25 protein-coding genes, 1 tRNA gene and 1 pseudogene are annotated in these 26,481 nt (G+C 66.4%); 11 read left to right on the top strand and 16 right to left on the bottom strand.

All coding sequences use genetic code 11. The features are described 5' to 3' along the window. Positions 1–115: 115 nt before the first annotated feature. Both purQ and purS read right to left on the bottom strand, forming a co-directional pair. Positions 116–793, bottom strand: coding sequence for a phosphoribosylformylglycinamidine synthase subunit PurQ (gene purQ, locus AB0M74_RS33715; RefSeq protein ID WP_366530356.1), 678 nt, complete (start codon positions 791–793; stop codon positions 116–118). Continuing rightward, the gene (gene purS, locus AB0M74_RS33710; RefSeq protein WP_328408768.1) at positions 790–1,026 is read right to left on the bottom strand and encodes a phosphoribosylformylglycinamidine synthase subunit PurS; all 237 of its coding nucleotides are present in this window, start codon (positions 1,024–1,026) and stop codon (positions 790–792) included. The genes purQ and purS overlap by 4 nt, the downstream gene beginning before the upstream one ends. Positions 1,027–1,253: 227 nt before the next feature. On the opposite strand from purS, the gene AB0M74_RS33705 reads away from it, so the two are divergent. Then, complete coding sequence (locus tag AB0M74_RS33705; protein WP_366530355.1) at positions 1,254–1,898, top strand: MBL fold metallo-hydrolase; 645 nt, start codon at positions 1,254–1,256, stop codon at positions 1,896–1,898. A gap of 3 nt (positions 1,899–1,901) precedes the next feature. Here AB0M74_RS33705 and AB0M74_RS33700 read toward each other — a convergent pair whose 3' ends face one another. Both AB0M74_RS33700 and AB0M74_RS33695 read right to left on the bottom strand, forming a co-directional pair. After that, positions 1,902–3,266, bottom strand: a complete 1,365-nt coding sequence (locus AB0M74_RS33700) for a dipeptidase (RefSeq protein WP_366530354.1) — start codon at positions 3,264–3,266, stop codon at positions 1,902–1,904. A 61-nt stretch (positions 3,267–3,327) separates the two neighbouring features. Next, positions 3,328–4,239 carry a glutaminase gene (locus AB0M74_RS33695; RefSeq protein ID WP_366530353.1) on the bottom strand — a complete coding sequence of 304 codons (912 nt, stop codon included), beginning with the start codon at positions 4,237–4,239 and terminating at the stop codon, positions 3,328–3,330. Between the two features lie 136 nt (positions 4,240–4,375). Here AB0M74_RS33695 and AB0M74_RS33690 point away from each other — a divergent pair, with 136 nt between their 5' ends. Continuing rightward, entirely contained in the window at positions 4,376–5,788 is a 1,413-nt protein-coding gene (locus AB0M74_RS33690) for a glutamate decarboxylase (RefSeq protein WP_366530352.1), read from the top strand. A gap of 147 nt (positions 5,789–5,935) precedes the next feature. Here AB0M74_RS33690 and AB0M74_RS33685 read toward each other — a convergent pair whose 3' ends face one another. Both AB0M74_RS33685 and AB0M74_RS33680 read right to left on the bottom strand, forming a co-directional pair. Then, positions 5,936–6,637: a DUF2334 domain-containing protein gene (locus AB0M74_RS33685; RefSeq protein ID WP_366530351.1), complete on the bottom strand. Its 702-nt coding sequence runs from the start codon at positions 6,635–6,637 to the stop codon at positions 5,936–5,938. Positions 6,638–6,785: 148 nt separating this feature from the next. Beyond that, complete coding sequence (locus AB0M74_RS33680) at positions 6,786–8,972, bottom strand: S9 family peptidase (RefSeq protein WP_366530350.1); 2,187 nt, start codon at positions 8,970–8,972, stop codon at positions 6,786–6,788. A gap of 56 nt (positions 8,973–9,028) precedes the next feature. On the opposite strand from AB0M74_RS33680, the pseudogene AB0M74_RS33675 reads away from it, so the two are divergent. Beyond that, positions 9,029–9,465 (top strand): annotated as a pseudogene (locus AB0M74_RS33675) (DUF2330 domain-containing protein); the annotation flags it as partial. Positions 9,466–9,549: 84 nt separating this feature from the next. Here the strand turns inward: AB0M74_RS33675 and AB0M74_RS33670 are convergent. The 5 genes from AB0M74_RS33670 to AB0M74_RS33650 all read right to left on the bottom strand — a co-directional run bounded on the left by AB0M74_RS33670 (position 9,550) and on the right by AB0M74_RS33650 (position 14,654). Continuing rightward, positions 9,550–10,509: an alpha/beta hydrolase family protein gene (locus AB0M74_RS33670; RefSeq protein ID WP_366530349.1), complete on the bottom strand. Its 960-nt coding sequence runs from the start codon at positions 10,507–10,509 to the stop codon at positions 9,550–9,552. 194 nt (positions 10,510–10,703) lie between these two features. After that, positions 10,704–11,141: an HIT domain-containing protein gene (locus tag AB0M74_RS33665; RefSeq protein ID WP_366530348.1), complete on the bottom strand. Its 438-nt coding sequence runs from the start codon at positions 11,139–11,141 to the stop codon at positions 10,704–10,706. A gap of 76 nt (positions 11,142–11,217) precedes the next feature. After that, entirely contained in the window at positions 11,218–12,639 is a 1,422-nt protein-coding gene (gene purB / locus AB0M74_RS33660) for an adenylosuccinate lyase (protein ID WP_366530347.1), read from the bottom strand. An 83-nt stretch (positions 12,640–12,722) separates the two neighbouring features. Continuing rightward, a complete protein-coding gene (locus tag AB0M74_RS33655; RefSeq protein ID WP_366530346.1) occupies positions 12,723–13,361 on the bottom strand; it encodes a TetR family transcriptional regulator in 639 nt (212 codons plus the stop codon). A 129-nt stretch (positions 13,362–13,490) separates the two neighbouring features. Next, complete coding sequence (locus AB0M74_RS33650) at positions 13,491–14,654, bottom strand: pyridoxal phosphate-dependent aminotransferase (protein ID WP_366530345.1); 1,164 nt, start codon at positions 14,652–14,654, stop codon at positions 13,491–13,493. A 167-nt stretch (positions 14,655–14,821) separates the two neighbouring features. Between AB0M74_RS33650 and AB0M74_RS33645 the strand changes: the two genes are divergently transcribed. Further along, a complete protein-coding gene (locus tag AB0M74_RS33645) occupies positions 14,822–15,784 on the top strand; it encodes a M23 family metallopeptidase (protein ID WP_366530344.1) in 963 nt (320 codons plus the stop codon). A gap of 6 nt (positions 15,785–15,790) precedes the next feature. Here the strand turns inward: AB0M74_RS33645 and purD are convergent, their stop codons facing one another. Beyond that, positions 15,791–17,059, bottom strand: a complete 1,269-nt coding sequence (gene purD / locus AB0M74_RS33640; RefSeq protein WP_366530343.1) for a phosphoribosylamine--glycine ligase — start codon at positions 17,057–17,059, stop codon at positions 15,791–15,793. 193 nt (positions 17,060–17,252) lie between these two features. Here purD and AB0M74_RS33635 point away from each other — a divergent pair, with 193 nt between their 5' ends. Then, positions 17,253–17,630, top strand: coding sequence for a PH domain-containing protein (locus tag AB0M74_RS33635; RefSeq protein ID WP_328408737.1), 378 nt, complete (start codon positions 17,253–17,255; stop codon positions 17,628–17,630). 31 nt (positions 17,631–17,661) lie between these two features. Here AB0M74_RS33635 and AB0M74_RS33630 read toward each other — a convergent pair whose 3' ends face one another. Beyond that, positions 17,662–18,738 (bottom strand): alpha/beta hydrolase, encoded by a 1,077-nt coding sequence (locus AB0M74_RS33630; protein ID WP_366530342.1) that lies wholly within the window; start codon positions 18,736–18,738, stop codon positions 17,662–17,664. A 127-nt stretch (positions 18,739–18,865) separates the two neighbouring features. Between AB0M74_RS33630 and AB0M74_RS33625 the strand changes: the two genes are divergently transcribed. Next, on the top strand, positions 18,866–19,291 hold the full coding sequence (locus AB0M74_RS33625; RefSeq protein WP_366530341.1) for an HIT family protein: 426 nt from the start codon (positions 18,866–18,868) through the stop codon (positions 19,289–19,291). An 83-nt stretch (positions 19,292–19,374) separates the two neighbouring features. On the opposite strand, the gene AB0M74_RS33620 is transcribed toward AB0M74_RS33625, so the two are convergent. The 3 genes from AB0M74_RS33620 to AB0M74_RS33610 all read right to left on the bottom strand — a co-directional run bounded on the left by AB0M74_RS33620 (position 19,375) and on the right by AB0M74_RS33610 (position 20,763). Further along, a tRNA-Thr gene (locus tag AB0M74_RS33620) sits at positions 19,375–19,446 on the bottom strand. Positions 19,447–19,555: 109 nt separating this feature from the next. Next, a complete protein-coding gene (locus AB0M74_RS33615) occupies positions 19,556–19,798 on the bottom strand; it encodes an MbtH family protein (protein WP_327112110.1) in 243 nt (80 codons plus the stop codon). A gap of 131 nt (positions 19,799–19,929) precedes the next feature. After that, positions 19,930–20,763: an alpha/beta hydrolase gene (locus AB0M74_RS33610; protein ID WP_366530340.1), complete on the bottom strand. Its 834-nt coding sequence runs from the start codon at positions 20,761–20,763 to the stop codon at positions 19,930–19,932. Positions 20,764–20,928: 165 nt separating this feature from the next. On the opposite strand from AB0M74_RS33610, the gene AB0M74_RS33605 reads away from it, so the two are divergent. From AB0M74_RS33605 to AB0M74_RS33585, 5 genes are all read left to right on the top strand, one after another. Further along, positions 20,929–21,099 (top strand): hypothetical protein, encoded by a 171-nt coding sequence (locus AB0M74_RS33605; protein WP_328408728.1) that lies wholly within the window; start codon positions 20,929–20,931, stop codon positions 21,097–21,099. A gap of 92 nt (positions 21,100–21,191) precedes the next feature. After that, positions 21,192–22,766 carry a trehalose-6-phosphate synthase gene (locus AB0M74_RS33600; RefSeq protein ID WP_366530339.1) on the top strand — a complete coding sequence of 525 codons (1,575 nt, stop codon included), beginning with the start codon at positions 21,192–21,194 and terminating at the stop codon, positions 22,764–22,766. Between the two features lie 640 nt (positions 22,767–23,406). Beyond that, on the top strand, positions 23,407–24,141 hold the full coding sequence (locus tag AB0M74_RS33595) for a response regulator transcription factor (protein ID WP_366530338.1): 735 nt from the start codon (positions 23,407–23,409) through the stop codon (positions 24,139–24,141). Next, positions 24,138–25,655 (top strand): HAMP domain-containing sensor histidine kinase, encoded by a 1,518-nt coding sequence (locus AB0M74_RS33590; protein WP_366530337.1) that lies wholly within the window; start codon positions 24,138–24,140, stop codon positions 25,653–25,655. Before AB0M74_RS33595 ends, AB0M74_RS33590 begins: the two co-directional genes overlap by 4 nt. 428 nt (positions 25,656–26,083) lie before the next feature. Continuing rightward, positions 26,084–26,479 (top strand): SDR family NAD(P)-dependent oxidoreductase, encoded by a 396-nt coding sequence (locus AB0M74_RS33585; protein WP_366530336.1) that lies wholly within the window; start codon positions 26,084–26,086, stop codon positions 26,477–26,479. Positions 26,480–26,481: the final 2 nt, after the last annotated feature.

The following is a 26,481-nucleotide window of genomic DNA, read 5'->3' as shown; positions in this document are numbered from 1 at the left end:
GCCGTCGAAGCGCACGCGCCGAAGGCGCAAGTCTCGACGGCTCGGAAGCGAGACCAAGGGGGCCGCGAACACGCAGCGCCGAAGGCGCTGCCAAACACAACAGCCGCTGCCAAAACTACACAGCGACCAGGGTGTCCAGAACCGAAAGGAAGAGACCGAGGCCGTCGTCGCTCGGGCCGGTCAGGGGCTCGGTGGCGTGCTCGGGGTGTGGCATGAGGCCGACGACTCGGCCGTTGGCCGAGGCGATGCCCGCGATGCCGCGCTGCGAGCCGTTCGGGTTGGCGCCCGCGTAGCGGAATACCACCCGGCCTTCGCCCTCGAGCTCGTCGAGCACGGCGGTGGACGCCTGGAAGCGACCCTCACCGGACTTCAGCGGCACGAGGATCTGTGCGCCTGCCTCGTACCGTGAGGTCCACGCGGTATCGGCCGATTCCACCCGCAGCCATTCGTCGCGGCAGATGAAATGCAGGCCCTCGTTGCGGGTCAGCGCGCCGGGCAGCAGGCCGGCCTCGCACAACACCTGGAAGCCGTTGCAGATGCCGAGCACCGGGAGGCCGCGGCCCGCGGCTCGGATTACTTCACCCATCACCGGCGCGAACCGGGCGATGGCACCCGCGCGCAGGTAGTCGCCGTAGGAGAAGCCGCCTGGTACGACGACCGCGTCGACCTGTTTCAGATCGGCGTCGGCGTGCCACAGGCTGACCGCTTCCGCGCCCGCCAGCCGCACCGCACGCGCCGCGTCGACATCGTCGAGCGTGCCGGGAAACGTGATGACCCCGATGCGCGCAGTCATGAGACGCGGACGACCTTCCATTCCTCGATCACAGTGTTGGCGAGCAGCGCCTCAGCGATCTGTTCGAGCTCCGCATCGCTGACACTGTCGTCGATGTCGAGTTCGAATCGCTTGCCCTGCCGCACATCCGAGACTCCAGCGAATCCCAGACGCGGGAGCGCGCCGACGATTGCCTGACCCTGCGGATCCAGGATCTCGGCCTTCGGCATCACCTCGACCACGACTCGTGCCACGCGTTGCTCCTCAGGTGGTATTGGGGTGTTACCTGTGCAGCGTAGTTGTCGGAGCCGTCCGAGCCGCCTTCGGGGTGGGCTCGGAATCGGCAGCGTGCCAATTGCCATTCGGCAGGATGCCAATAGCCAACCCGGCAGGATGCCAATAGCCAACCCGGCAGGATGCCAATAGCCAACCCGGCAGGATGCCAATAGCCAACCCGGCAGGATGCCAATAGCCTGGCCACATGCGTATAGCCCACTTCGGCCATTCCTGCATTCTCGTCGAACTGCACGGCAAGAAGGTGCTGTTCGATCCCGGTACCTTCGCGCACGGCTTCGAAGGCATCACCGGACTCGACGCGATCGCCATCACGCATCAACACCCCGATCACATCGATCCACTGCGGATCGACGCCCTCGTCGAGGCCAATCCCGGTGCGCGACTGCTTGCCGATCCGCAGACCGCGAAGCAGCGCGGCGCACCGTGGGAAGCGGTGCATGCGGGCAACGTGCTTGCGCTCGACGACCTGCAGATCACCGGTGGTGGTGGTAGGCACGCGGTCATCCACCCGGAAATCCCGGTGATCGACAACACCGTGTTCCAGCTCGGCACACCCGACGACCCCGCACAGCTCGTCCATCCCGGCGACTCGCTGTGGGTGCCGCCTGTGCCGGTCGGTGTGCTCGCCCTGCCTGCCGTCGCGCCGTGGATGCGGATCAGCGAGGCCGTCGACTATCTGCGCGCGGTCGGTCCGCGCACTGCCTTTCCGATCCACTACGGGATCGTCGTGCCCGAAGCACAGGGCATCTTCTTCGGCCGGTTCGCCGAAATGCGCCCCGCCGATACCGAATTCAGGGTGATCCAGCCCGAGGAAACTGCCGAGCTGTAGGTCTCAGGCCTGCTCGGCGTAGCTGGTCAGGAACAGGGCTTCGGCCAAGGCCAGGTGCTCGATCTCGCTGGGGTCCACGCTCTCGTTGGGGGCGTGGATCAGGCATTTCGGTTCCTCGACGCCGAGCAGCATGATCTCCGCGTCCGGGTAGGTGGCGGCGAAGACGTTGCACAGCGGGATGGAGCCGCCCTGGCCCTGCGTGGTCGCAGGCCGACCGTAGGAGGCGGCGAGCGCGGCCTCCATCGCAAGGCGGGCCGGTCCGCCGCCACGGGATTTGAAGGGTGCGCCGGTGCCCTCGGTTTCCACGGTCAGCTTCGCCTGCCACGGCGTGTTCGCGTGCAGGTGCGCGGTGAGCGCTTTCCGGGCCTGCTCCGGGTCGGTGCCCGGTGGGATGCGCAGGTTGAGCCTGGCCCGCGCCGAGGGCTGGATGGATGCCGATGAGCCGACCACGGGTGGCGCGTCGATGCCGAGCACCGTCAAGGCCGGTCGCGCCCAGAGCATATCGGCGACGGTGCCGTCCCCGGTCAGCTCGACCCCGCCGAGCACGCCCGCGTCCGCGCGGAACCGCTCGTGCGGATACTGCACGCCGGGCCATCGCTGGTCGTTCGACAGACCGGACACGGTGGTGTTGCCGCGCTCGTCGCGCAACGAGGCCAGCAGCTGGATCAACGCGGCGAGCGCATCGGGCGCCGGTCCGCCGAACATGCCGGAATGTACAGGGCCGGCGAGGGTTTCGATCGTGACAACGACATTCACATTGCCGCGCAGCGTTTCGGTGAAGGTCGGCACGCCGACGGCGAAGTTCCCACAGTCGGCGACCAGGATCGCGTCGGCGCGCAACAGCTCCGGGTTGGCCTCGACGAACCGCTCCAACCCGCCGGTGCCCTGTTCCTCGGAACCCTCTGCCACCAGCGTGATACCGAGCGGCAGCTCCGACCCGAGCGCCCGCAGCGCGGTGAGGTGCATGACGATATTGCCCTTGCAGTCGGCGCTGCCGCGGCCGTACCAGCGCCCGTCCTTCTCCGTCAGCTCCCAGACCGGGGTGCGCCATGCGGCGTCGTCCAACGGCGGCTGAACGTCGTAGTGGCAGTACAGCAATACCGTCGGCGCACCCGCGGGCGCGGGGCGCGAGGCGATAACAGCTTTACTGCCGTCGGGGGTTTCGTGCAGGCCGACCTCGGTCAGCCCGGTCGCGGCGAAGGCATCCGCCACCCACTGCGCGGTCCGGTGGCATTCCACCGGCGGGAACTGCCGGGCGTCGGCCACCGACTTGAACGAAACTAGTTGGGCGAGATCTGTTTTCGCCTGTGACATCAGTGCGGCGACCCGCTTGCGCAGTTCGGCGGTAGGGGGTTCGTCGGAAGTCATGCCAGCGCCTCACTCGGTGGTGTTGTCGAACTTCATATCCTGCAGTACGCCGGTCACGCTGTCAGAACACCGAATAGCCGGTCGTCCTGGCGAAGGACGCCATGGCGACCGCACCCGCCGCCGAATTGCCCTTCACGTCCAGACCGGGCCCCCAAGCGACAACCGAGCATTTGCCGGGCACGATGGACAGGATGCCGCCGCCGACACCGCTCTTGCACGGTAGACCGACCCGGTACGCGAATTCCCCTGCGGCGTCGTGGGTCCCGCAGGTGGTCATGAGCGCGACGAGTTGCCTGGCATCGGCGCGGTGCAGCAGCCGGGAGCCGTCCTCGCACAGCCCGTGCCGCGCGACGAGCAGGCCGGCCTTGGCGAGCTGCTCGCAGGTGATGGTGATCGAGCATTGCCGAAAATAATGGTCGAGTGCCTGTTGCACCGGATTGATCATGTTGCCGAAACCGGCCATCAGATAGGCCATCGCCCGGTTGCGGTCTCCGGCGCCTTCCTCGGATTCGACCGTCACGGTGTCAACGTGCAGATCCACATCTCCGGCTTCCGCGCGCAGCAAGGTGCGCAGTGCCTCGAAGCCGTTGCCGGTGTCATGCAGTAGTTGGTCGGCGACCACAATGGCGCCGGAATTGAGATACGGGTTGCGCGGGATGCCGTTGTCCACCTCCAGTTCGATGAGCGAGTTCAACGGCGTACCGGACGGCTCGCGACCCACCCGCTGCCAGATCGGCGTTTCCTTCCTGCTGAGCACCAGAGCCAGCGCAAAGACCGTGGAAATACTCTCGATGGCGAAGGGTGTGTGCGCCTCCCCCACGCTGTGGACGTGCCCGTCGACGGTGGCAATGGTGAAGCCGAACTGATTCGGATCGGCCTTCACAAGATCGGGAATGTAGTCGGCGACCTGGCCGGAACCGATGCTCGATTCTGTATCAGACATCACTTGCGTTATGACATGCTGATAGTCCATGGTGTGCATAGTAAACGGTCGGCATCCATAATTGTTTCGATGAATATGCAGGTACAGCAATTATTTTCGAAGCATCGGCGCCACTATCCGCCGTATAGCAAACATCAAGCGATCCACTACTCGGGAGGCCATTTCGATGTCCGACACCTCTGAACCCGACGACCTTTTCGCGCTGCCCGGCCTCGGCAGGGCCGCGCCGAAATCCGGGTTCCCGGCGCTGGAGCTCATCCCCCAGGTCGCCTACGAAATCGTGCACGACGAACTCATGCTCGACGGTGTCTCCCGAATGAATCTGGCGACCTTCTGCACCACCTGGGTGGACGACCAGGCCCGCAGGTTGATGGCCGAATCGCTGGATAAGAACATCGTCGACAAGGACGAGTACCCGCAGACGGCCGAACTGGAGCGCCGCTGTGTGCGGATGGTCGCCGACCTGTGGCACTCCCCCGACCCGGCGGGCACGCACGGCACCTCGACGACCGGCTCCAGCGAGGCCGCCATGCTCGGCGGCCTCGCCGCCAAGGTCCGCTGGCGCAAGCGTGGCGGCACCGGGACACCGAACTTCGTCTGCGGTCCAGTGCAGGTGTGCTGGGAGAAGTTCGCCCGCTACTTCGACGTCGAAATTCGGCAGATCCCGCTACGCGGTGATCGCCTGACCATGCATCCCGACGATGTGGCCGCCTACTGCGACGAGAACACCATCATGGTGGTGCCGACCTTCGGGCAGACCTTCACCGGGCTCTACGAGGACGTCGAGAGCATCGCCAAGGCGCTCGACCAGTTGCAGCGGGTCAGCGGCCTGAACATTCCCATTCATGTGGACGCCGCGAGCGGCGGTTTCCTCGCACCGTTCACCGCACCGGACCTGATCTGGGACTTCCGACTGCCCAGGGTGAAGTCGATCAACGCCTCCGGCCACAAGACCGGCCTTGCCCCGCTCGGCTCCGGTTGGGCGATCTGGCGCGAGGCCGCCGACCTGCCTTCGGAGCTGATCTTCAATGTCGATTACTTGGGCGGCAGTATGGCCACCTTCAACCTCAACTTCTCCCGCCCCGGCGGGCAGGTGATCACCCAGTACTACGAGTTCATCCGGCTCGGCCGCATCGGTTACACCCGGGTGCAGTCCCAGATCTACCACGTGGCAAAACACTTGGCGGCAGGCCTGCGAGAGCTCGGTCCTTTCGAAATGATCCACGCGGGCAATCCCCAACACGGCATCGCCGCGGTGTCGTGGCGGCTGAAAGACGAAGCGGACCAAGGCTTCAATCTCTACGACCTGTCGGATCGGCTGCGCACCCGCGGCTGGTTGATTGCCGCTTACCCACTGCCCGCCGACCGCGAGAACGAAACCATTATGCGCGCCCTCATTCGGCACGGGTTCACCATCGATATGGCGGAGATGCTGCTGTCGGATGTCATCCGCGGCATGAACCAACTGGTGCGGCATCCGCTGACGACGCCGCTCACCAAGGCGGAAGCGGGCGGCTTCACCCACACTGCGACCGCGGCGGTGCCGGACAAGAAAGCGACCCCGACCACATCGAAGTAGTGACGAGGTCCGACGACGACACAAGATCCGCCGCGCGCCGCCGCCCGGTTACGCCATACGGGCGGCGGCGCCTCAAGCGGCGGTCCCGACCACAGCACTCACCCGACTGAGCCGCGGGCTGCTGGCGCCGTCGCCCGCCTGTCCGGTTCAGGCCGCCCGCGCGGCCGTGAACGATTCCCAGCGATAGACCTCCCCGAGCGCGCCGTGCAGCAGCGCGAGATCGACCGCGTCGAGAATGGCCTGGCGCGGACCGGATCGGTCGAGCTGAGCGGCCGAGATGGCCAGGCGCAGCACGCCACCGCGACGTGCGGTGCGGGCTGCACCCATCACCAGCGCGCGACACCACCACGGCTCGGCACGGAAGCCCTCGCCGATGCCGTACACGCGGGCTTTCTGCGCCACGTTGCGTTCCAGATCGAGCATCGAGGTCAGCCCGAGCGCGAGCCGGAACCCGACCTCCGGCAGCGCCTCGATGGCCCCGGCCGAAGCGTCCCACCTCGGCGCGGCGAACAGCCTGGTGCGCAGCTGCACCTGCTCCATCACCCGATCCGCCGCGGTGAGCCGCAACCGCGCCTCGTGGCGGGGCAGGGTGGCGAACTCGGCCCTGCGACGCTTGGTCGCCGCCTGGTCGTAACCGTGCAGCACGATGGCGTCGCCCCGCGCGCGGCGACCGCGCAGCCATGCCTGCGTCGCCGGATCGTCGACCAGCCGATACCGGCCCTTGAGCCGGGGCGCGACCAGCAACGACATGGGCACCCCGCGCCGATCCATCTCCGCGCCGAACTCGATCGCGGCATCTCGGGTGGTGTCCCTGATTCCCGACACGGACACGATCAGCTGAGCGTTCATGAACCCACGATGCCCTGGCCAGATGTACTGAGCGTGCAGCAGGGATGACCTCGCGACGAACACACCGTCACACTCTTGTCGGCGCTCAGCTCACCGCGCTACTCGGCAAGCTCCTCGTATCGAAGCCTGCCGAGTAACCAGCACTCGGTTACGCGTCGGCCAGTCCGACGATATCGAGCATCCAGGCGTATTCGAACGCAACTTCCTTCCACTTCTCGTAGCGGCCGCTGACTCCGCCGTGGCCTGCGCTCATCTCTGTCTTCAGCAGCAGCGGGGCGTCGCCGGTCTTGGTCGCGCGCAGCTTGGCGACCCACTTGGCCGGTTCCACATACAGCACGCGGGTGTCGTTGAGACTGGTGACGGCCAGGATTGCCGGATAGTCGGCGGCCACGACATTCTCATAGGGCGCGTAAGACTTCATGTAGTCGTAGACATCCTTGTCCGCCAATGGATTACCCCACTCGTCCCATTCGATCACGGTGAGCGGCAGCGACGGGTCCAGGATGGAGGTGAGCGGATCGACGAAAGGAACGTTTGCGAGGATGCCGGCGAACAGCTCCGGCGCCAGGTTCGCCACCGCACCCATCAGCAAGCCGCCCGCGCTCCCACCGTCGCCGACCATGACCTCCGCCGAGGTGACTCCGGTGTCGATGAGATGCCGTGCGCAAGAGACGAAATCGGTGAAGGTGTTCTTCTTGGTGAGCGTCTTGCCGTTCTCGTACCAGAGCCTGCCCATCTCACCGCCGCCGCGCACATGGGCGACCGCGAACATCATGCCGCGATCGAGCATGGACAGTCGCGAGACCGAGAACGACGGGTCGATGCTGGCCTCGTAGGAGCCGTAACCGTAGAGCAGCAGCGGCTTCGGCGTGGACGTGTCGATGCCCTTCTTCCACACCAATGAGATCGGAATCCGGGTGCCGTCGGCGGCGACGGCCCAATCACGATGCTGCTCATAGTCGTTCGGGTCGTATCCGCCGAGCACCGGCTGCTCCTTGCGCAGCAACAGCTCACCGGTGGCAGGCACGTAGTCGAACACCTGCAGCGGCGTGATGAACGAGGTGAGGCCGATCCGCAGCGTCGGCTGCTCCCACTCGGGATTGGCGCCCGAGCCGACCGCGAAGAGCTCCAGATCGAACTCGAGCTCGCGGCGCTGTCCGTACCCGGATTCGGTCAGCGGCCAGACCGCCACCCTGGTCAGCGCCTCGCGGCGGTAGCTGAGGACCAGGTGATCGGCGAAGCAGTCGATGTCCTCGATCCGCACGTCGTCGCGATGCCCGATCAGCAGGGTCATGTTCGACGGGTCGGCGACAGGTGCGTCGGCGAGCACGAAGTTCTCCGCCTTCACTCCGTCCACGACATCGTTGTGCAGGATCAGGAAGCGGTCCTCGCCGCCGACCACCGCATGCTCGGCCGAGTACTCGACGCCCTCGCGGCGCGGCAGGATGACGCGGAATTCGCCTTCGGGATTATCGGATTCCAGCACCCAGCCCTCGGTGGTGATCTTGGAGCCGACCCAGATCATCAGATACTTCTCCGAGCGGGTGGCGCCGATGCTCACCCAGTAGCGCTCGTCGGGCTCGTGGAACACCTGGACGTCGGCGTCGGTCGCGGTGCCGAGGTGGTGGCGCCACACGGTGTCGGGCCGCCACGATTCGTCGACCGTTTGATAGAAGATGTGCGAGCCGTCCAGCGACCAGGTCGCACCGGGCGCGGTCCCCAGGATCTCGTCGGCGAGCAACTCGCCGGTGCGGAGGTCCTTGAAACGCAGCACGTACCGCTCGTCACCGGCGGTGTCGACCGAGTAGGCGAGCAGATTGCCGTCATGGCTGAGCGAGAACGCGCCGAGCGCGAAGAAATCGTGCCCCTCGGCCAGTTCATTGCTATCGAGCAGAATCTGCTCGCCGGGAATCTCGGCGCCCACCTCCAGCTGCGGCGGCGTCCATGCGTCGATCCCCTCGGCGGCGGCATCAATGGGACAGCGGCAGTGCACGCCGTACTGCTTGCCCTCGAAGCTGCGCGAGTAATACCAGTACTCGCCCATCCGCGTCGGCACCGAAAGATCGGTCTCCTGGGTGCGCGCCTTGATCTCGTCGAAGATCTTTTCCCGCAGCGGCTGCAGGTGCGCGGTCCGCACCTCGGTGTAGGCGTTCTCCGCCTCCAAGTACGCGATGACCTCGGGGTTCTCCTTGTCCCGCAGCCACTCGTACTCGTCGACGAAGGTGTCGCCATGGTGCACCCGCTCGGTCGCGACCGCCTTGGCGATCGGCGCCGTCACCACCGCCGACCCGCCGTCGGGGTTAGGGATCGTTCCGGTACCTGTGTCGAGAGCCATGGGATCCACCGTAGCGGCGCACCCCGGTGTCGGCGTGTTGGCGGGGCAACTCCGCCATGGGCGGTCTGTTTTTATCGGGCGGCGATACCCGTCTCCCGACGCTCGCGACCATGCGCCTCACCATCGCCGTCCGGCTCGCCACGGTCGCCGCGGCGCTGCTCACCTGCACCGGAATCGGTAGGGCCGCACCGGCGCCCGGCGACGGTCCCACGGTGCTCGATCAGGTTCGACTCGGCCCACTGGAGGCGACCACACTGCCCGGCGGCGAAGTGGACGGCATTCGAAAATGGCTGAGCGACAACGGCTACGAGATGCGACCCGAGGTGACCGCGCACTGGACCCGTATCTGCGGGAGGGCTGGTCCTACGTTGCGACCAACCAGCACCGAACCGCTCAACGGCGCGCTCGACCCGTTCGGCCGACCTTCGATTCCGACCGCTTCGTCTACCCGATGCGGATGTCGAGTGCCGCGCAACACCCGCAATCCGTGCGGCTCTACCTGCCGAGCAACCATCGCCTCCAGCGCACAGAGGCGGACGTGGGCAGCCAATCCAACTCGTCGTTCCCGGCAGCAGGGTCAGGCCCCGATGGCCTGACCGATGGTCGGCCACGAGGCGTGCAGGGCGTCCTGCCAATAGGGCCACGAGTGCGTGCCGGTCGGGCGGTAATCGACGTGCGCGGGGATACCGAAGCCGCGCAGCCGCTGTGCGAACGCGACCGTGCAGGCGTTGACGCTGGCCTCCACCGGGCCACCGAGGAAGACGTTCTCGGCCAACTGTGGCTTGATCTCGGTCTCGTGCGGGCCGGGGACTCCGGTGCCGGTGGACAGGTAGATCGTCTTGCCACGCAGCCGCTCGGCCAGCAGCGCCGGATCGTGCTCGGACCAGGCGGGGCCGCCCGGCAGGCCCCACATCCGCATCGGGTCACCGCCGCGGTTGGCAATCGAGAACAGCATCGCAGCCTGGGCAAGACCGATGTCGGGGCAGGCGCTGTAGCCCGCGACCGCGCGATACAGCTGGGGATTGCGGGCCGCGAGGATGAAGGCTGCCTGGCCGCCCATGGACAGGCCACCGATCGCGTTCACACCGTTGCCACCGAAGCGGGCATCGATGATCGGCGGCAGTTCCTCGGTCAGGAAGGTCTCCCACCGGTAGCGGCCGAACCGTGGGTCGTCCTGTTGCCAGTCGGTGTAATAGCTGGCCTGGCCGCCCACCGGGAGCACCGCGTTGACGTTCTTGCTTGCGAAGAAGCTCTCGGCATCGGTCGCGTTGGTCCAGGTGCTCTGCGCGACGCCGGGATCGAGGCCGTCGAGCAGGTAGTACGAGGGGCGGGCACCGCCGCCGCTCGGGTGCAGCACCTGCACCTGGATGACCTTGCCCATCGACGGCGAGTCGATGAACACCGCCGACCTGGTCGGGCCGAGGTCATCGATCCTGACCACCTGAGCGGCCGCGGCCTGTGCGGGCAGCGACAGGAGGGGTCCGAGCACACCGAGCGAGAAAGCCAGCACCATCACAGCAACAATTTTTTGTCGCATGTCTCGCCTCCGTCAGCCCACCACACTCGATATTGAACGTAACTCACCGATGGCAGTCGCGGAGGAAAACGACATTCGAGCACTTCCTCAGCAAACAATTCGATATGAAACGACTTTCGCAAATATCGCGTCCGGACCGAACGGACACCCGGTCGGGCGGCGGGTCTATTCCCCATCCGCCGCCCACACAGGGCTTACGAAGCTTGTGCACTCCGCTCGAGCGCGCCGCGAACAGACCCGGCCAGATAGTCGAGGTCGGCCCGTTTCGGGCTGGTCGGTCGGCCACGCAGGCCGAAACCGTCACCAGGCGTGCGCGGAATCACATGCAGGTGCACATGGAATACCTCCTGGCCCGCGGTCACCCCATCGGCCAGAAAGAAGTTCACGCCGTCGCAGCCCACTTCCGACGCCCGCAACGCCGCCGCCAACTGCTGCCCCACCTGGAACAGCTTCCCGCCGACCGTCGGATCCAACTCCGCGAGACTGCGGGCGGCCACCTTCGGCACCACGAGCAGATGCCCCGGCGTCATCGGCCGAATATCCATAAACGCCAGCACATCGTCGTCTTCGTACACCGTGCTCGCTGGCGCCCGCCCGGCGATGATGTCGGCAAAAATCGTGTAAGGGTCCACACGGCACCCTAACGAGCGCACGCGGGCGCCGTGCCGGACTCCCACCGACCGGCGCGATCGGTGGGAGTAGCCGCGGTCAGAGGATCGGAGACGGCGTGTAGCGCGCCGCTTCCGGATAAGAGTCGACGAGCTTCTGCACCTGGGCGATCACGTCGACGACCTGGGCTTCGGCGGCGCCGATGAAGGCCGACTTGTCGGCGAGGGCGACGTCGAGAGCCGGGCGGTCGAGCGGGAAGCGGTCATCGGCCGCCAGGCGGTCGAGGAGGTCGGGTTCGCGTCCCTGTTCACGCATCGCAAGGGCAACGGCGACCGCGTGTTCCTTGATCACCTCGTGCGCGGTTTCGCGGCCGACACCGGCCCGCACCGCCGCCATCAGCATCCGGGTGGTGGCCAGGAAGGGCAGGTAACGGTCGAGTTCACGAGAAACGACCGCCGGGTAGGCGCCGAATTCGGCCAGCACGGTGAGGAAGGTTTCCATCATGCCGTCGATCGCGAAGAAGGCATCCGGCAGCGCCACGCGACGAACCACCGAACAGAAGACGTCGCCCTCGTTCCACTGCGCGCCCGCCAGCTCCGCGGCCATCGACGCGTAACCACGCAGCACCACCTGCAGGCCGTTGACGCGCTCGCAGGAGCGAGTGTTCATCTTGTGCGGCATCGCCGAGCTGCCCACCTGGCCGGGCTGGAAGCCCTCGGTGACCAGCTCGTGGCCCGCCATCAGGCGGATGGTGTGCGCGAACGACGACGGGCCCGCACCAACCTGCACCAGCGCCGAAAGCACGTCGTGGTCCAGCGAACGCGGGTACACCTGGCCGACGCTGGTCAGCACGGTCGCGAAGCCGAGATGCCCGGCGACCTGCTGCTCCAGCTTCGCCAGCTTGGCCGGATCGCCGCCGAGCAGGTCGAGCATGTCCTGTGCGGTGCCCATCGGGCCCTTGATGCCGCGCAACGGATACCGCTCGACGAGTTCGCGCAACCGGGTCAGCGCGATCAGCAGCTCGTCGGCCGCCGAAGCGAAACGCTTACCGAGCGTGGTGGCCTGCGCCGCGACATTGTGCGACCGACCCGCCATCACCAGCGCCTGGTATTCGGCGGCGCGCTCGGCCAGCCGGGCCACGATGGCGATGCCGTGCGCGTGCACGTGCTCGAGGGAGAGCCTGATCTGCAGCTGCTCCACGTTCTCGGTGAGATCGCGGCTCGTCATGCCCTTGTGCACGTGCTCGTGCCCGGCCAGCGCGTTGAATTCCTCGATGCGGGCCTTCACGTCGTGGCGGGTGACCCGCTCACGCTCGGCGATGGAGGCGAGGTCGACCTGATCGATCACCCGCTCGTAATCGGCGATCACGCCGGCAGGCAGCTCGATGCCGAGCTCCGACTGAGCCCGCAACACCTCCAGCCACAGCCGCCGCTCGAGCACGATCTTGTTCTCGGGCGACCAGAGATGCACCAGCTGCGGACTGGCGTATCGAGTGGCGAGGACATTCGGGACGAGGCTCACGACCGCGCCTCGCTGACGCTCGGCTCCGTCGTCAGCCAGGGCGCTGTTCCCATGGCTCGTTCGCTGCGCTCTCTCACGTGTTGTCAGTCTAGTGCCCGATATCTGTCGATCTGCTGCGGCGTAGCGGGCGCGACGATATCGATCACCTCGAGCAGCGCCCCACGCGCCATTCGCCTTGGCTCCGGGTCGAATTCGCTCAACGCGGCCACCACGGCGCCATCGACGACGGCCACCAACCTGCGCAGTTGCTCCGGCCGCACCATTCGATCGGACCGGCGCAGCACATCGGCGAGCAGCTCGTCCAGTTGTGCTCGTAGTCGTAGCTGCACGTCCCGCAATTCCGGGTGCCGCGCCGAGGCCACCGAACGCTCGTACCGCGCGATCAGCTGCCCGCGGGCGTCTTCGTCGTTGCCGTCGGTCCCCACCAAGAGATCGAGTACCAGGTCGACCGTCGCCTCGGCGCCTCGCCGCCGATGGCTGACATCGCCGACCCGATGCCGCATCGCATCCAGCTCCGCATTGCCGCTGAATTCGACCGCCCGCGCGATCAGATCATCGAGCGACTCGAAGTAGTACGTGGTCGACGCCAACGGAAGGTCGGCGCGCGTCGCAACAGAGCGATGCCGTACCGCATCGAATCCGCCTTCGAGTAACAACTCGGCGGCGGCGGCTACCAGAGCCTGGCGACGCCGTTCGCCTTTCGGGGTCGTCGCGGTTATCACCGTGCCATCGTGCCAGTCGTCATCAGTTCATCCGTGCGAAATCAGAGAGGAAAACCCAGCCATCGTTGTTTTACCGCATCTGGGCCTTCGGGGTGACGAACTGTGCAAACTCGTTGCCGGACACGAGGATCAGCCACGCAGGTAGTGACCGAGCCGAACCAGCGCCGCCTCGATGTCCGCGGTGGCTCCGGCAAACGAGAAGCGCACGGTCCGATGTCCTGCGACGGTGTCGAAGTCGAGGCCGGGCGCGAGCGCGACCCCGGTGTGGTCGAGCACATCCGCGCACCACTTCCTGGCATCGTCGGTGAGGTGGCCGATATCGGCATAGGCATAGAACGCGCCGTCGGCAGGCGCCAGGTCGGTGATGCCGAGTTCGGCCAGACCCTCCAGCAGCAACCGCCGGTTCACCGCGTAGCGCCGAACATGCCCGTCGAGCTCGGCCTTCGCCTCCGCACCGAAGGCGTGTAGCGCCGCATACTGCGAAATCGCGGGCGGGCACACCGTCATATTCGAGGCGAGCCGCTGCAACGCGGGTCGTAAACCGCTGGGCGCCAGCATCCATCCCAATCGCCAACCGGTCATCGAGAAGTATTTCGACACCGAGCCGATGACCACCGATTCGCGGGAGGTCTCCCACGCCGAGGAGGTACCCGCGCTATCGCCCGCGTAGGTGATGCCGTGGTAGATCTCGTCGGAGATCAACAGCGTTCCGTGCGCGTCGCACCAGCGCGCCAGGGCGGCGAGCTCCGCGGGATCGATCATGGTGCCGGTCGGATTGGCCGGGCTCGCGACCACCAGGCCCGCGGGCGGCTCCGGCAGCGCCTCCAGCATCGCCACGGTCGGCTGGAACCTGGTCCCGGCGCGGCAATCGAGCTCGACGACGCGGCAACCGAGCGCCGCCAAGGTGTTTCGGTAGGCCGGATAGCCGGGACGGGCCACTACGACGGTGTCGCCGGGGTCGAAGGCGGCGAGGAAGATGAGCGTGAACGCGCCGGAGGAACCGGTCGTGACCACCACGTCGTCGGCGTCGACCTGGTAGCCGTAGGTGTCGCGGTGGTGCTCAGCGATCGCCTCCCGCAACGGCAGAATCCCGAAAGTCTCTGTGTAGCCGAGCAATTCGTAATCAATCGCATCCTTCGTCGCACGGAGCACCGGGGCGGGCGCGGGCGTCGAAGGCTGCCCCGCCGCGAGCACCAGCACATCACCGTGCGATCTGGCGCGCTCAGCGGCGGCTTTCCAGACATCCATCACGTAGAAAGGTGGAATGGTCGACCGGCGAGATTCTCTTGGCACCCGTCAGACGGTAGATGGTCGAGCCCGGCAGCGCCTCGCTGACGCCCGGCTTTTGCCGGACGCTTCCGCCTGCGCAGGTCGACCAGGAGTGCTCCGCTTCGTCGATCCAGGCGTGTCGGCACGCGGTCGGCCTTCGTCGGGTCCGCGATCAGGTTATGGTCGGCTCAATGCTTGACAAAGCTCGCCGCGCGGGGCTCGAACACGAACGTGGAGTGGGTGGCATCGGGGTCATTCCGCGCGATTGGCGTGCCGAGCCGCGGGAACACCCCGACCGCGACGTCAGCGCCCTGATTGCGCGCGCCGAGCGCGAACTACGCACCCTGCGGCAGCGACCACGGCCCGACCTGCGCGAGCTCTGGCAACGGCGCTTGGAGCCCGACTACCGCGCGCTCCTGCGTAAGCATCGGATCCTGATCGCCGGTCTCTGCGCGACGGCGCTGTTCGCCGCCGCCGATTCGTCGTTCACCTGGGGGGTCACCGACCGGGTTCCCGGTCAGGGCGAAGCGCAACGCGTGGCCTTCGCCTATCCGCAGCAGATGCAGTCGACCCCGCCGTCGGTACGCAGGTACCTCAACGCGATCGCCAACGGCGAGCTCCTGCGCGAGCAGGCGGTGGTCGCCGCCGCCGCGCGCAGCACGCTCGAACGTGCCAAGGCCGAGGCCGCTGCCGCGGTAGCCGGGGAGCGGCAACCGTGGATGACCAGCAGCGCGCCGGTGAACCCCGGCTCGATCCTGCCGGGCAGCACCGCCTTCGTGCTGCCGACTCGAGGCATCTTCACCTCTGGATTCGGTTCCCGCTGGGGCACCTTCCACAACGGCATCGATATCGCGGGACCGATCGGCACGCCGATCTACGCTGTCGCCAACGGCACCGTCATCGATGCGGGCCCGGCCCAGGGCTTCGGGCTGTGGGTGCGCATCCGGCACGACGACGGCACCATCACCGTCTACGGGCACATGTACGACTTCTTCGTATCCGTCGGCGAGCGCGTCCCGGCGGGCATGCAGATCGCGCGCATGGGCAACCGCGGCGATTCTTCCGGTCCGCACCTGCACTTCGAGGTCATTCTCGGCGGCCAGCACGTGGACCCCCAGCAATGGCTGGCTGTCCACGGCCTCACCTTCGGATAACTCGCCTCAGACCGTGATCCGGTCCTCGACCGCGGCGAGACCGATGTCGGTGCGGTAGTGACTACCGGGGAGTTTGATCGAGGCGATGCGCTCGTAGGCGCGCGCGCGGGCCTCGGACAGATCCGCGCCGACGCCGACGATGCTGAGAACCCGGCCGCCCGCGGAGACCAGGGCACCGTCCTCGCGCTGTGCGGTGCCCGCGTGCAGAACCGTGGAGTCGTCACGGGTGCCGTCTCCCGCGCCGGTGATGACGTCCCCGATACGCGGACGGCCCGGGTAGTTTTCGGCGGCGACCACGACGGTGACAGCGGAACCATCGCGCCAACGTGGTGCGGGGACATCGGCAAGAGTGCCGGTGGCGGTGGCGTTCAGCAGCTCGGCCAGCGGGCTCTCCAGCAGGGCGAGCACCGCCTGGGTCTCGGGGTCACCGAAGCGGCAGTTGAATTCCACCACCGCGGGGCCTGCCGCGCCGATCGCCAGACCCGCGTAGAGCAAGCCGGAGAACGCGCTGCCGCGCCGCACCAGTTCGGCGGCGACCGGCTTGACCACGTCCTCCACGATCTCGGTAACGGTCCGCTCGGGCAGCCAGGGCAGCGGCGTGTACGCGCCCATGCCGCCCGTGTTGGGTCCGGTGTCGCCGTCGCCGACGCGCTTGTGATCCTGCGCCGGCAGCAGCGGAACCACGGTTTCACCGTCGACCAGGCAGAACAGTGAAACTTCCGGCCCGTCGAGGAAGGATTCCAGCAGCACCGGATGACCGTTTTCGAGCAGTTCGGCGCCGTGGTCGCGGGCCGCATGCCGGTCTGTGGTCACCACAACGCCCTTACCCGCGGCCAGTCCGTCGTCCTTCACCACCCAGGTGGGGCCGAAGCGGTCGAGCGCGGCGTCGAGTTCGGCCGGGGTGTCCACGATCTCGCTGTGCGCGGTGCGCACCCCCGCCGCCGACATGACGTCCTTGGCGAAGGCCTTGGAGCCTTCGATCCGCGCGGCAGCGGCGGAGGGACCGAAGCAAGCGATGCCCGCCGCGCGCACCGCGTCGGCGACACCGAGCACCAGCGGCACCTCGGGGCCGATCACCACGAGATCCGCCGCCAGCTCGCTGGCCAGCGCCACCACCGCCTCTGCCGAGCACGGATCGACGGGGCGGATTTCGGCGTGCTGGGCGATCCCCGCGTTGCCTGGCGCCGCGTAGAGCGCGCTCACCGCGGGGTCCCGGCGCAGCGCAAGGACGAGGGCATGTTCACGGGCTCCGGAACCGATGACGAGTACGCGCACGGCCAACAGCTTAGGTGACGGCCGAGACCGACCTACCTGGACGGCAGAGCTGGGAAACACGCCACCTGATTTCGCATGGACATGGGTAACTCGCCGGGTACGCCCGTAAGCCGCCGCCATCCGGCCGCCGGCCCGTATCGTGAATATCGAGGCACCTGAGACCGGCAAGATACGCGGAGAGGCGGCGGAGCCGATGGGTCTGATCGATGGACTGATGGGCAATGCCGGGCGTATCGATCCCGGCCAGGCACAAACGGAGTACGCGAAACTTCTCGGCAACGGTGAACAGATCTATGCCGCGTATCTGCTTGTCCGCGATGCCATCCTGTTCACCAACCGACGCTTGATCCTGGTCGACAAACAGGGTCTTTCCGGCCGGAAGGTGAGCTACCACAGCGTCCCGTACCGAGCGATCACCCACTTCTCGGTGGAAACCGCCGGCACCTTCGACCTGGATGCCGAACTCGCCATCTGGATCTCGGGCTCCCACGAGCCGATCCAGAAGCGGTTCAACCGCCAGGTCGATATCTATGAGGTGCAGGGCATCCTGTCGCATTTCGTCGCGGTGTAGGTCGCGCGAGCGCCCCGCATCACTGAAAGATCTACGCGGACAGCCGCGCCTGATCACCGGTCACCCTCGGCCGCACCCGGGTCAGCAGCAATTCGAGGAACTGTGCGGGCTGCCAAAAAGACGCGAAGTGGGTGGCGTCGGTGATCAGCGCGAACTCCTTGTGCGGGGCATGCACGTCGTCGAAATAACTGCGGGCCCGATCGGCGGGCATCAGGGTGTCGTGTTCGCCCTGGAAGATAAAGAACGGGAGCTCGAATCGAGTTCCCTCGCGCCAGGAATCGAAGTGCACCGACTCGATGCCGAGCTGCTCGGAGAACTTCATGCCGCTCGCGCAGTCTTTGAGATCGCGCAACCCGTGCTCGGGTGAGAACCACATCGACGGCAGGATCAGCTTCTTCAGCATCTCGACCAGGAACGGGTCGGAACTGGTCTTCAGTTTGGCGTGCAGGCCCCAGTCCGCCGCCGACCACTTGGTTTCGTCCGGGCCGATCTGCTCCAGCTTCGCTGCGTCGGAACGCTTTCCGTTGTCGCGCAGTCGCTGCACGGTCGCAGAGAACGCGCTGTCGTCGCGCTCGCCGCCGAGAATGTTCTGGTCGGTGCCGACGTACGCGGAGAACCGCTCAGGATGGTTGCGGGCAAGGCGAAGTCCGAGCACCGACCCGAAGGAATTGCCGAGCAACACCACCTTGTCCGTGCGCAGCCTGCGTCGCACGTAGTCGGTGACCTCCAGTGCGTCATCGAGCAGCCCGTCGAAGCTCACCTTGCCCTGGTCACCGTGACCGAAGGTCTTACCGGTGCCGCGCTGATCCCAGCGGACGACGGTGAAGTGGCGCTCCCACTCCCGGGTCCGATTGGCGAAGTAGGTGTTCGTGGCGCCGGGACCGCCGTGCAGGTCGAGCAGGACCGGGTTGGCCAGGTCCTCGCCGCGGATCTCGATCCACTGATCGATGCCGCCGATGCGCACGAAGCCGGCTTCGGAGATGCCGTCGGGAGTGTCGATACGCAGCGCCTTCGCGTTGCCGCGGCGACGCAGTTGGCGGTGACCGAGCAGGCCGACGGGGGCGGCGGAGATTGCGGCGGCAGTGGCGGCGAGCGCGATGGCGATCATGTCGTTCCTAAACTGTGTCCGATGGAAACCATTATGCGTATACTAGACACAGTTTCAGGATGGCGTCAACTCGTGCTGCCGTCGACACGGCCGCACCGACCCGAGGGCCTGCGCGTAGCCTGCGGGCATGGCTTCTGTTTTCAGTGCGATCATCGACGGTCAGCTGCCGGGCCGATTCGTTTGGGAGGACGAGGAATTCGTCGGTTTCCTCACCATCGCCCCGATCACCCCCGGTCACACCCTCGTGGTGCCCCGCAAGGAAATCGACCAGTGGCAGGACGTCGACGCCGAGATCTTCGCCCGACTCAACGGCGTCGCCCAGAAGATCGGGCAAGCAGTCCGCCAGGCTTGGGACGCGCCGCGCGCCGGCCTGCTCATCGCGGGCCTGGAAGTGCCGCACCTGCACGTGCACGTCTTCCCGGCATTCACCATGGGCAACTTCGACATCTCCGGCGCCGACCACCACCCCTCCCCCGAGTCGCTCGACGACGCCCAAGCACGAATCAAGCAGGCGCTGCGCGACCTCGGCCATAGCGCCAACGTCCCGGACTGAGCTCGTCGTTCACGAAAACGCCGAAGGGCGGTCACTACGCAAAGATGCGCAGTGACCGCCCTTTTCGTTGCAGCGACTGGAAGAGCCCCCTGTCAGGATTGAACTGACGACCTTTCGCTTACAAGGCGAGTGCTCTACCACTGAGCTAAGGAGGCGGGAAAACGGTGACCATCATAACCGGGCGCGCCGACTGCGTGACACCGGATTACGGTGCCACGCAGCGGCAGTTCGATCGAACGCCCCGGCGCAGTATCTAGCCGGGGGTCAGGACTTGGCGCCCTGTCGGGCCGCATCGTCGGCGGCCATCGCGTCACGCAGGCTCTTCGGACGCATATCCGTCCAATTCTTTTCGACGTACTCGACGCAGGCAGCGCGGCTGTCCTCGCCGAAAACGACTCGCCATCCGGCCGGAACCTCCGCAAAGGCCGGCCACAGCGAATGCTGCTCTTCGTCGTTGACCAGGACGAAGAAGCGGCCGTCTTCGTCATCGAAGGGGTTGGTGCTCAATTTCACCTCACTGGATACTGGCGCATGTACGGGATCGACTCCGGGACCCGTCCGGCGCTGCTGGAGCGTCGGAAGATCCCCGAGCGTTGTGTCGACCCTAGCAAGGTAGACGTTACGTGTTGGCGATTACCTCAGGCCCCGAAGAAATCGAGCAGGATCTTGTTGACCGCCTCGGGACGCTCGAGGTAGCCGTAATGGCCCGCATCGGGAATCTCCTGGTAACGCGCGCCCGGAATCACCTCGGCAACCTCGCGTGACAGATACGGCGGGATCATCCGATCATCAGCGAATCCGATGGACAGACACGCGACCTCGATCCCGCGATAGGCCTGCACCCGGTCGAAGTCGTGATCCATCCGGCGCTGCGCGCGGATACCCGGCGTCACTGGGCCGCCGGTGAACTCGAACAGGTCGAGCCAGTCGCGGGCAGCGTTCGGGTCTGCCAAGGTCGCGGGTGAGAGGTTCATCACCGCGGTCACCGCGGCCTCGTATTTCGCGGGCAGTTGCACGCCGCTGGCATCGAGGTCGTGTTCGCCGAGCGAGAGCGTCTTCTGAAATTGGTCGAGGCGGCCGTGACCGGCCATGAACACGGCCTTGCGCACCAGATCAGGGCGGGCGAGCGCCAATTCCTGGGCCACCCGCGCCCCCATCGAGGTGCCGACAACCAGCGCGGGACCCTCACCGAGCAGTTCGATGAGTGCCGCAGTGTCGGCGGCCAACTCGTCGATGGTCATGCCGGCGGCGGCCTCGGAGGATGGCGCGATGCCGCGGTTGTCGAAGGTGCACACCCGGTACCCCGCGCCGACCAACGCCGGAACCTGATGCAGTTCCCAGACCCGCCCCGGGCTGCCTGTCCCCATGATCATCACGACCAGCGGCGCCGATCCCGGCGTGTCCGTTCCCTTGGTTCGGTCACCCTTGACCTGGTAGTTGAGGGAAATTCCGTTCACCGTGGCCAACGGCATCTTCGAACCCTTTCGTGGAGTAGTGCTGGGCCCCCACGGTATAGGGACCGTCGCGGCGGCGCACCGGCCGGGCGAACAGGTATCCGGGTGCGGCGCGCAGGCACCAGGTCCGGATACCATTGACTACTCGCACGTACGAGCGTACCGAGCCGGGAGGACAAGAAGATGGCCGCGAAGGGCAGCGCGAACGACATCGCGGACGACGATCTGGAACCACTCGCCGACGAAACCGCCCGCCAAGCGCAGCGCGTCGTCGCCGCGTACGCGGAGGACGCGGACGAGTGCCGGATGCTGTTGTCGATGCTCGGCATCGGACCCGGCGGCCGAGGCGAGTAGCGACCGAGTCGACCAACTCGAGCTCGACGACAACGGCGCCGTCGATCAACCGATAACTTCAGCGGGAAAAGCGACGCGCAAAGGATGCGTGAGTGGACCAGATGACTGACCAGCCGTCCGACGACTCCGAGCACGCCCTTCCAGAGCCATTGCCCGATGGCGCCGCGTTCACCGCGGCGACTACCGATCGCGCCGAGACGAACGGCGCCGGTTCCGGCTTCGTCGTCGTCGCCAATCGACTCCCTGTCGACCTGGAGCGACTGCCCGACGGCTCCACCCGCTGGAAACGCAGCCCCGGCGGCCTGGTCACCGCGTTGGAGCCGGTGCTGCGCAACAACAAGGGGGCCTGGGTCGGCTGGGCGGGCGTGCCCGATATCGATGTCGACCCGATCATCGAGGACGGGCTCGAGCTGCACCCGGTGCCGCTGACCGCTCAGGAGGTCTCCGACTACTACGAAGGCTTCTCCAATGGCACGCTGTGGCCGCTCTACCACGATGTGATCGTGCGACCGGTCTACGACCGCAGTTGGTGGACCGCGTATGTACAGGTGAATCGTCGTTTTGCCGAGGCGACCGCGAAGGTGGCCGCCGAGGGCGCGACGGTGTGGGTGCAGGACTACCAGCTGCAGCTGGTGCCCAAGATGCTGCGCATGCTGCGCCCCGATCTGACCATCGGCTTCTTCCTGCACATCCCGTTCCCACCGGTCGAACTGTTCATGCAGATGCCATGGCGGGCCGAGATCATCGACGGTCTGCTCGGTGCGGATCTGATCGGGTTCCACCTGCCCGGCGGCGCACAGAACTTCCTGTACCTGGCCAGACGCCTGGCCGGACAGCCGACATCCCGAGGGACCGTCGGTGTGCGCTCCAAGCTCGGTGTCGTGCAAGTCGGGTTCCGCACGGTTCGGGTCGGCGCATTCCCGATTTCGATCGCCTCCGCCGAACTCGACGAGCATTCCCGACGTAGGTCGGTGCGCGAACGTGCCGCGAAGATCCGCGCCGAACTCGGCAACCCGAAGAACATTCTGCTCGGCGTCGACCGGCTCGACTACACCAAGGGCATCGATATCCGGCTCGGGGCGCTGGAGGAACTGCTGGTGGAGGGCCGGATCGATCCGGCGGAGACGGTCATGGTGCAACTGGCGACACCGAGCCGGGAGCGAGTGGAGAGCTACATCCAGATGCGTGGCGACATCGAGCGCCAAGTCGGCCGGATCAACGGCGAGTTCTCCCAGGTCGGCCACCCGGTAGTGCACTATCTGCACCGCCCCATCCCCCGCGACGAACTGATCGCCTTCTTCGTGGCCGCCGACGTCATGCTGGTGACCCCGCTGCGCGACGGCATGAACCTGGTCGCCAAGGAGTACGTGGCCTGCCACAGCGGCCTCAACGGCGCCCTCGTGCTGAGCGAATTCACCGGCGCCGCAGCCGAATTGCGCCAGTCCTACCTGTGCAACCCGCACGACCTGGACAGCGTGAAGGACGCCATCAACTCCGCACTGGAGGACGATCGCGACACCAAACGTCGCCGCATGCGCTCACTGCGCCGCCAGGTCCTCGCCCACGACGTGGACCGCTGGGCCCGCTCCTTCCTCGACGCACTGGCCCAGGACCAGGTCGCAGGCAGCGCCCTGCTCACCGACGACGACGTGTACCCGAGTGTTTGAATTGCTGTGTTGTTTGGCAGCGCCTTCGGCGCTGCGGGTTCGCGGCCCCCTTGGTCTCACTTCCGAGCCGTCGAGACTTGCGCCTTCGGCGCGTGCGCTTCGACGGCTCGGAAGCGAGACGGGCCACGAACTCTCATGCTCGGTCTCGCTTCGCTCGGAAGACATCATCGTGCCCAGTAGGGGCGTCGGTGGCTGAGCTCGCGACTTCGGTGGGTGGTCATGGACTGCTGTGGAGATGGGGGCCACTGAACACTCTGATGCCGGATCGTGCTGCGGCCGGAAGGTGCCAGCGCGCCGAGAAAGAGCGCCGGTGCGGATAGTTGCGCCTTCGGCGCGTGCGCTTCGACGGCTCGGAAGCGAGACGGGCCGCGAACTCTAATGCTCGGTCTCGCTGCGCTCGGAAGACCTCATCGTGCCCAGTAGGGGCGTCGGTGGCTGAGCTCGCGACTTCGGTGGGTGCGTTTCAGTGGCCGCGCCGGCAAGGTGGACCGCGAACGCCAGTGATCACACTGCGCTCCAATGACACCCCTCGCGCCCAGTTGGTGCGTCGACAGAGATTGTCGCGACCTTGTCGGATACACACAGGAATCACCCAGAAAAGGTCCAGCGAGTTCCCAGACAGGTGTCGGACGATAAGACAATGAGCGCGCCCGCGGAGAGTTCACCCGAGGCTCGGGTCCTTGTGGTGGACGACGAGCCGATGATCGTGGAACTGCTGTCGGTGAGTCTGCGTTACCAGGGTTTCGAGGTCGATACCGCGGTTGACGGCGCGCAGGCGCTGGACAAGGCGCGCAGCTTCCGCCCACAGGCCTTGATCGTCGATGTGATGATGCCCGGCATGGATGGCTTCGGGCTGCTGCGCAGGCTGCGCGCCGACGGCATCGGCGCGCCCGTGCTGTTTCTCACCGCACGTGACGAAGTGCAGGACAAGGTCGCCGGACTCACTCTCGGCGCGGACGATTACATCACCAAGCCATTCAGCCTCGAGGAGGTTGTCGCGCGGCTGCGGGTGGTGCTGCACAGGTCCGGTCACCATGCGCCGGTGCGGGAGAGTTCGCGCATTCGGTTCGAGGACATCGAACTCGACGACGACACCCATGAGGTGTGGAAGGCGGGCGAGCCAGTGCCGTTGTCCCCCACCGAATTCACCTTGCTGCGCTACTTCATGGTGAATGCGGGCACCGTGCTGAGCAAGCCGCGCATTCTGGATCACGTGTGGCGCTACGACTTCGGGGGTGAGGTCGGTGTGGTGGAGACCTATGTGTCCTATCTGCGCAAGAAGGTCGATACCGGAAACGAGCGTCTGATCCACACGCTGCGGGGCGTCGGCTATGTGATGCGCGCGCCTAGTCGCGCGCGACAGGCCGAGAAGTGACGAACGCGCGCATTCGGAAAGTCCGCAGCAGGCTCGCACGGAGATGGTCGGCGATCCCACTACGGGTGACATTGGTGCTCGCCCTCGTTGTACTGGCCGGGTTGGGTCTGCTGGCTTCCGGAATGGTGGTCACCTCGGCATTGGAAGATTCGCTGATGCGCCGCACCGATCAGCAATTGCGGGACGCCTCGGTGGCGTGGATGCGGCCACCACGGCCCGTACCACCCGGCCCACCGCATTTGCCGACCGTGTTCTACATCCGGTCCGAACCGACCGCGGGTAACGGCATTCCGCTCGAGAACCCCTCGTTCAATGTGGACGCCAAACCTGCGCTGCCGGATCCGCCGCCGTGGCGGACCGACCGTGATCCCCCGCCGGGGGTTATCGCCATCACCAAGCCCACCACGGTCGGCTCCAAGAACGGCGCGGCGGTTCAGTGGCGGGCCATTACCGTGCGAACACCCGACGCCACCACGACGGTGGCGGTGCCGCTCACCCAGAACATCGAGACCGTCCGCCGCCTGATCATGCTCCAACTGATCGTCGGCGCGGCAGTCCTCGCCGCGCTCGCGGTAGCCGCCTACTTCGTAATCCGGCGCAGTCTACGGCCGCTGCGCGGGGTCGAGAAGACCGCCGCCGCGATCGCCGCGGGGGATCTGACACGCCGAGTTCCGGTGCGCGGCACCAATACCGAGGTCGATCGACTGTCACAATCGCTCAACGGCATGCTCGCCCAAATCCAGAGTGCCTTCGCGGCGACCGAGGCGTCGGAGTCCGCGGCACGCCGCTCCGAGGCGAAGATGCGCCGCTTCGTCGCCGATGCGAGCCACGAACTGCGCACGCCGCTGACCACGATCCGCGGCTTCGCCGAGCTCTACCGCCAGGGTGCCACCACCGACCCTGCCCTGTTCATGGACCGGATCGAACGTGAAGCCCAACGCATGGGCCTGCTGGTCGAGGACCTACTGATGCTGGCCCGACTCGACGCCCAGCGCCCGCTGGAGCAGGGTCCCGTCGATCTGCTCGCTGTCGCGAGCGATGCCGTACACAACGCCCGAGCGATGGCGGCCGCTAACGGCTCGGATGGCCCGCATCGTTGCATCGAACTGGAAATATCCTCCGGTGAAGGCACATTGGAGGTGAACGGCGACGAAGAGCGGCTGCGCCAGGTACTGGCCAATCTGCTGAACAACGCACTCACCCACACCCCGCCGGACGCCTCGGTAAAGGTGCGCCTGGCGCCCGAGCTCGACGAGATCCTGCTCGAAGTCGCCGACACCGGCCCCGGCCTACCGGCCGACGAGGCCGAGCGCATCTTCGAACGCTTCTACCGCACCGACAGCTCCCGGACCCGGGCCAGCGGTGGCACCGGCCTCGGACTATCGATAGTCCAAGCCCTGGTAGCCGCGCACGGCGGAACGGTTACCGCAGACAGCGTGCCGGGATCGGGCACCACTTTCACCGTGTATCTTCCGCGATCGTCGCGAAGAGCGGACGCGTCGGACAGTCTTTGACCGACAAGGGATTTCGACTACAGGGTGGGGCGAGCGACACAGGTTTTCCACCCAGGCCACGTCACAGCTCGAGTCGAGGTCGACAACACCCGCACAACCACCCGGCGAGCGAATGACAGCTGCTGGTCGTGTAGAGGAAACCTGTAATAATTTGAGCAAGCAAACTCTTGCGCAACGTCACCAGACTCCACATATACGCAAGTAAATCCTGCCGCTGACGCCAATCACTCTGAGGGCATTGGCGGTAGAACATGCTCTAGGTACATAGGGAACACGGGACCGGCGCCCTCCGCTGACACAGCGACGGCGCCGAACGAAGGGAATTTTGCCGCACCGTCGCAGCACCATCGATGCACGTCGAGATCGGTCCGCTCGGCCGCACGAAAGGCACTGCGCACCAACGGATCAACGATGTCTGATCGCTGACCATGCAACTGCTGCCCGCCACGCTCGAGCGCGGCACCGGCCACATCATCAATGTCGGTACCGCGGGCGCGCACATGGGCAGCATGCCGAGGTACGTCGCCTACGGTGGCTCCAAAACCGCGCTGACCGCCTTCGGTCGCAGCCTCGGTGCGGAGCTGAGCAGCCGGGGCATTGCCGCGACAACGGTCCAGTTTCCGCTGGTGCAGACGCCCATGATCGATGGCACCGAGGACTACCGCGGTGTTCCGACCCTCGCCCCGGAGGCCGCGGCGGAATGGCTGGTGCGGGCAATCCGCACGAGACCCATCGCGCTGTATCCACGTTTCGCCGCACTGATGCGGGTCTACGGCGCGCTGTTTCCGACCGCGGCCGACCGCGCTCTGCTCATGGCATCGTGAAC

The organism is Nocardia sp. NPDC051463 (assembly GCF_040681975.1).
Classification (GTDB): Bacteria; Actinomycetota; Actinomycetes; order Mycobacteriales; family Mycobacteriaceae; genus Nocardia.
Note: the sequence above shows the minus strand (reverse complement) of the source record. Positions and strands in the feature narration are given on the sequence as shown.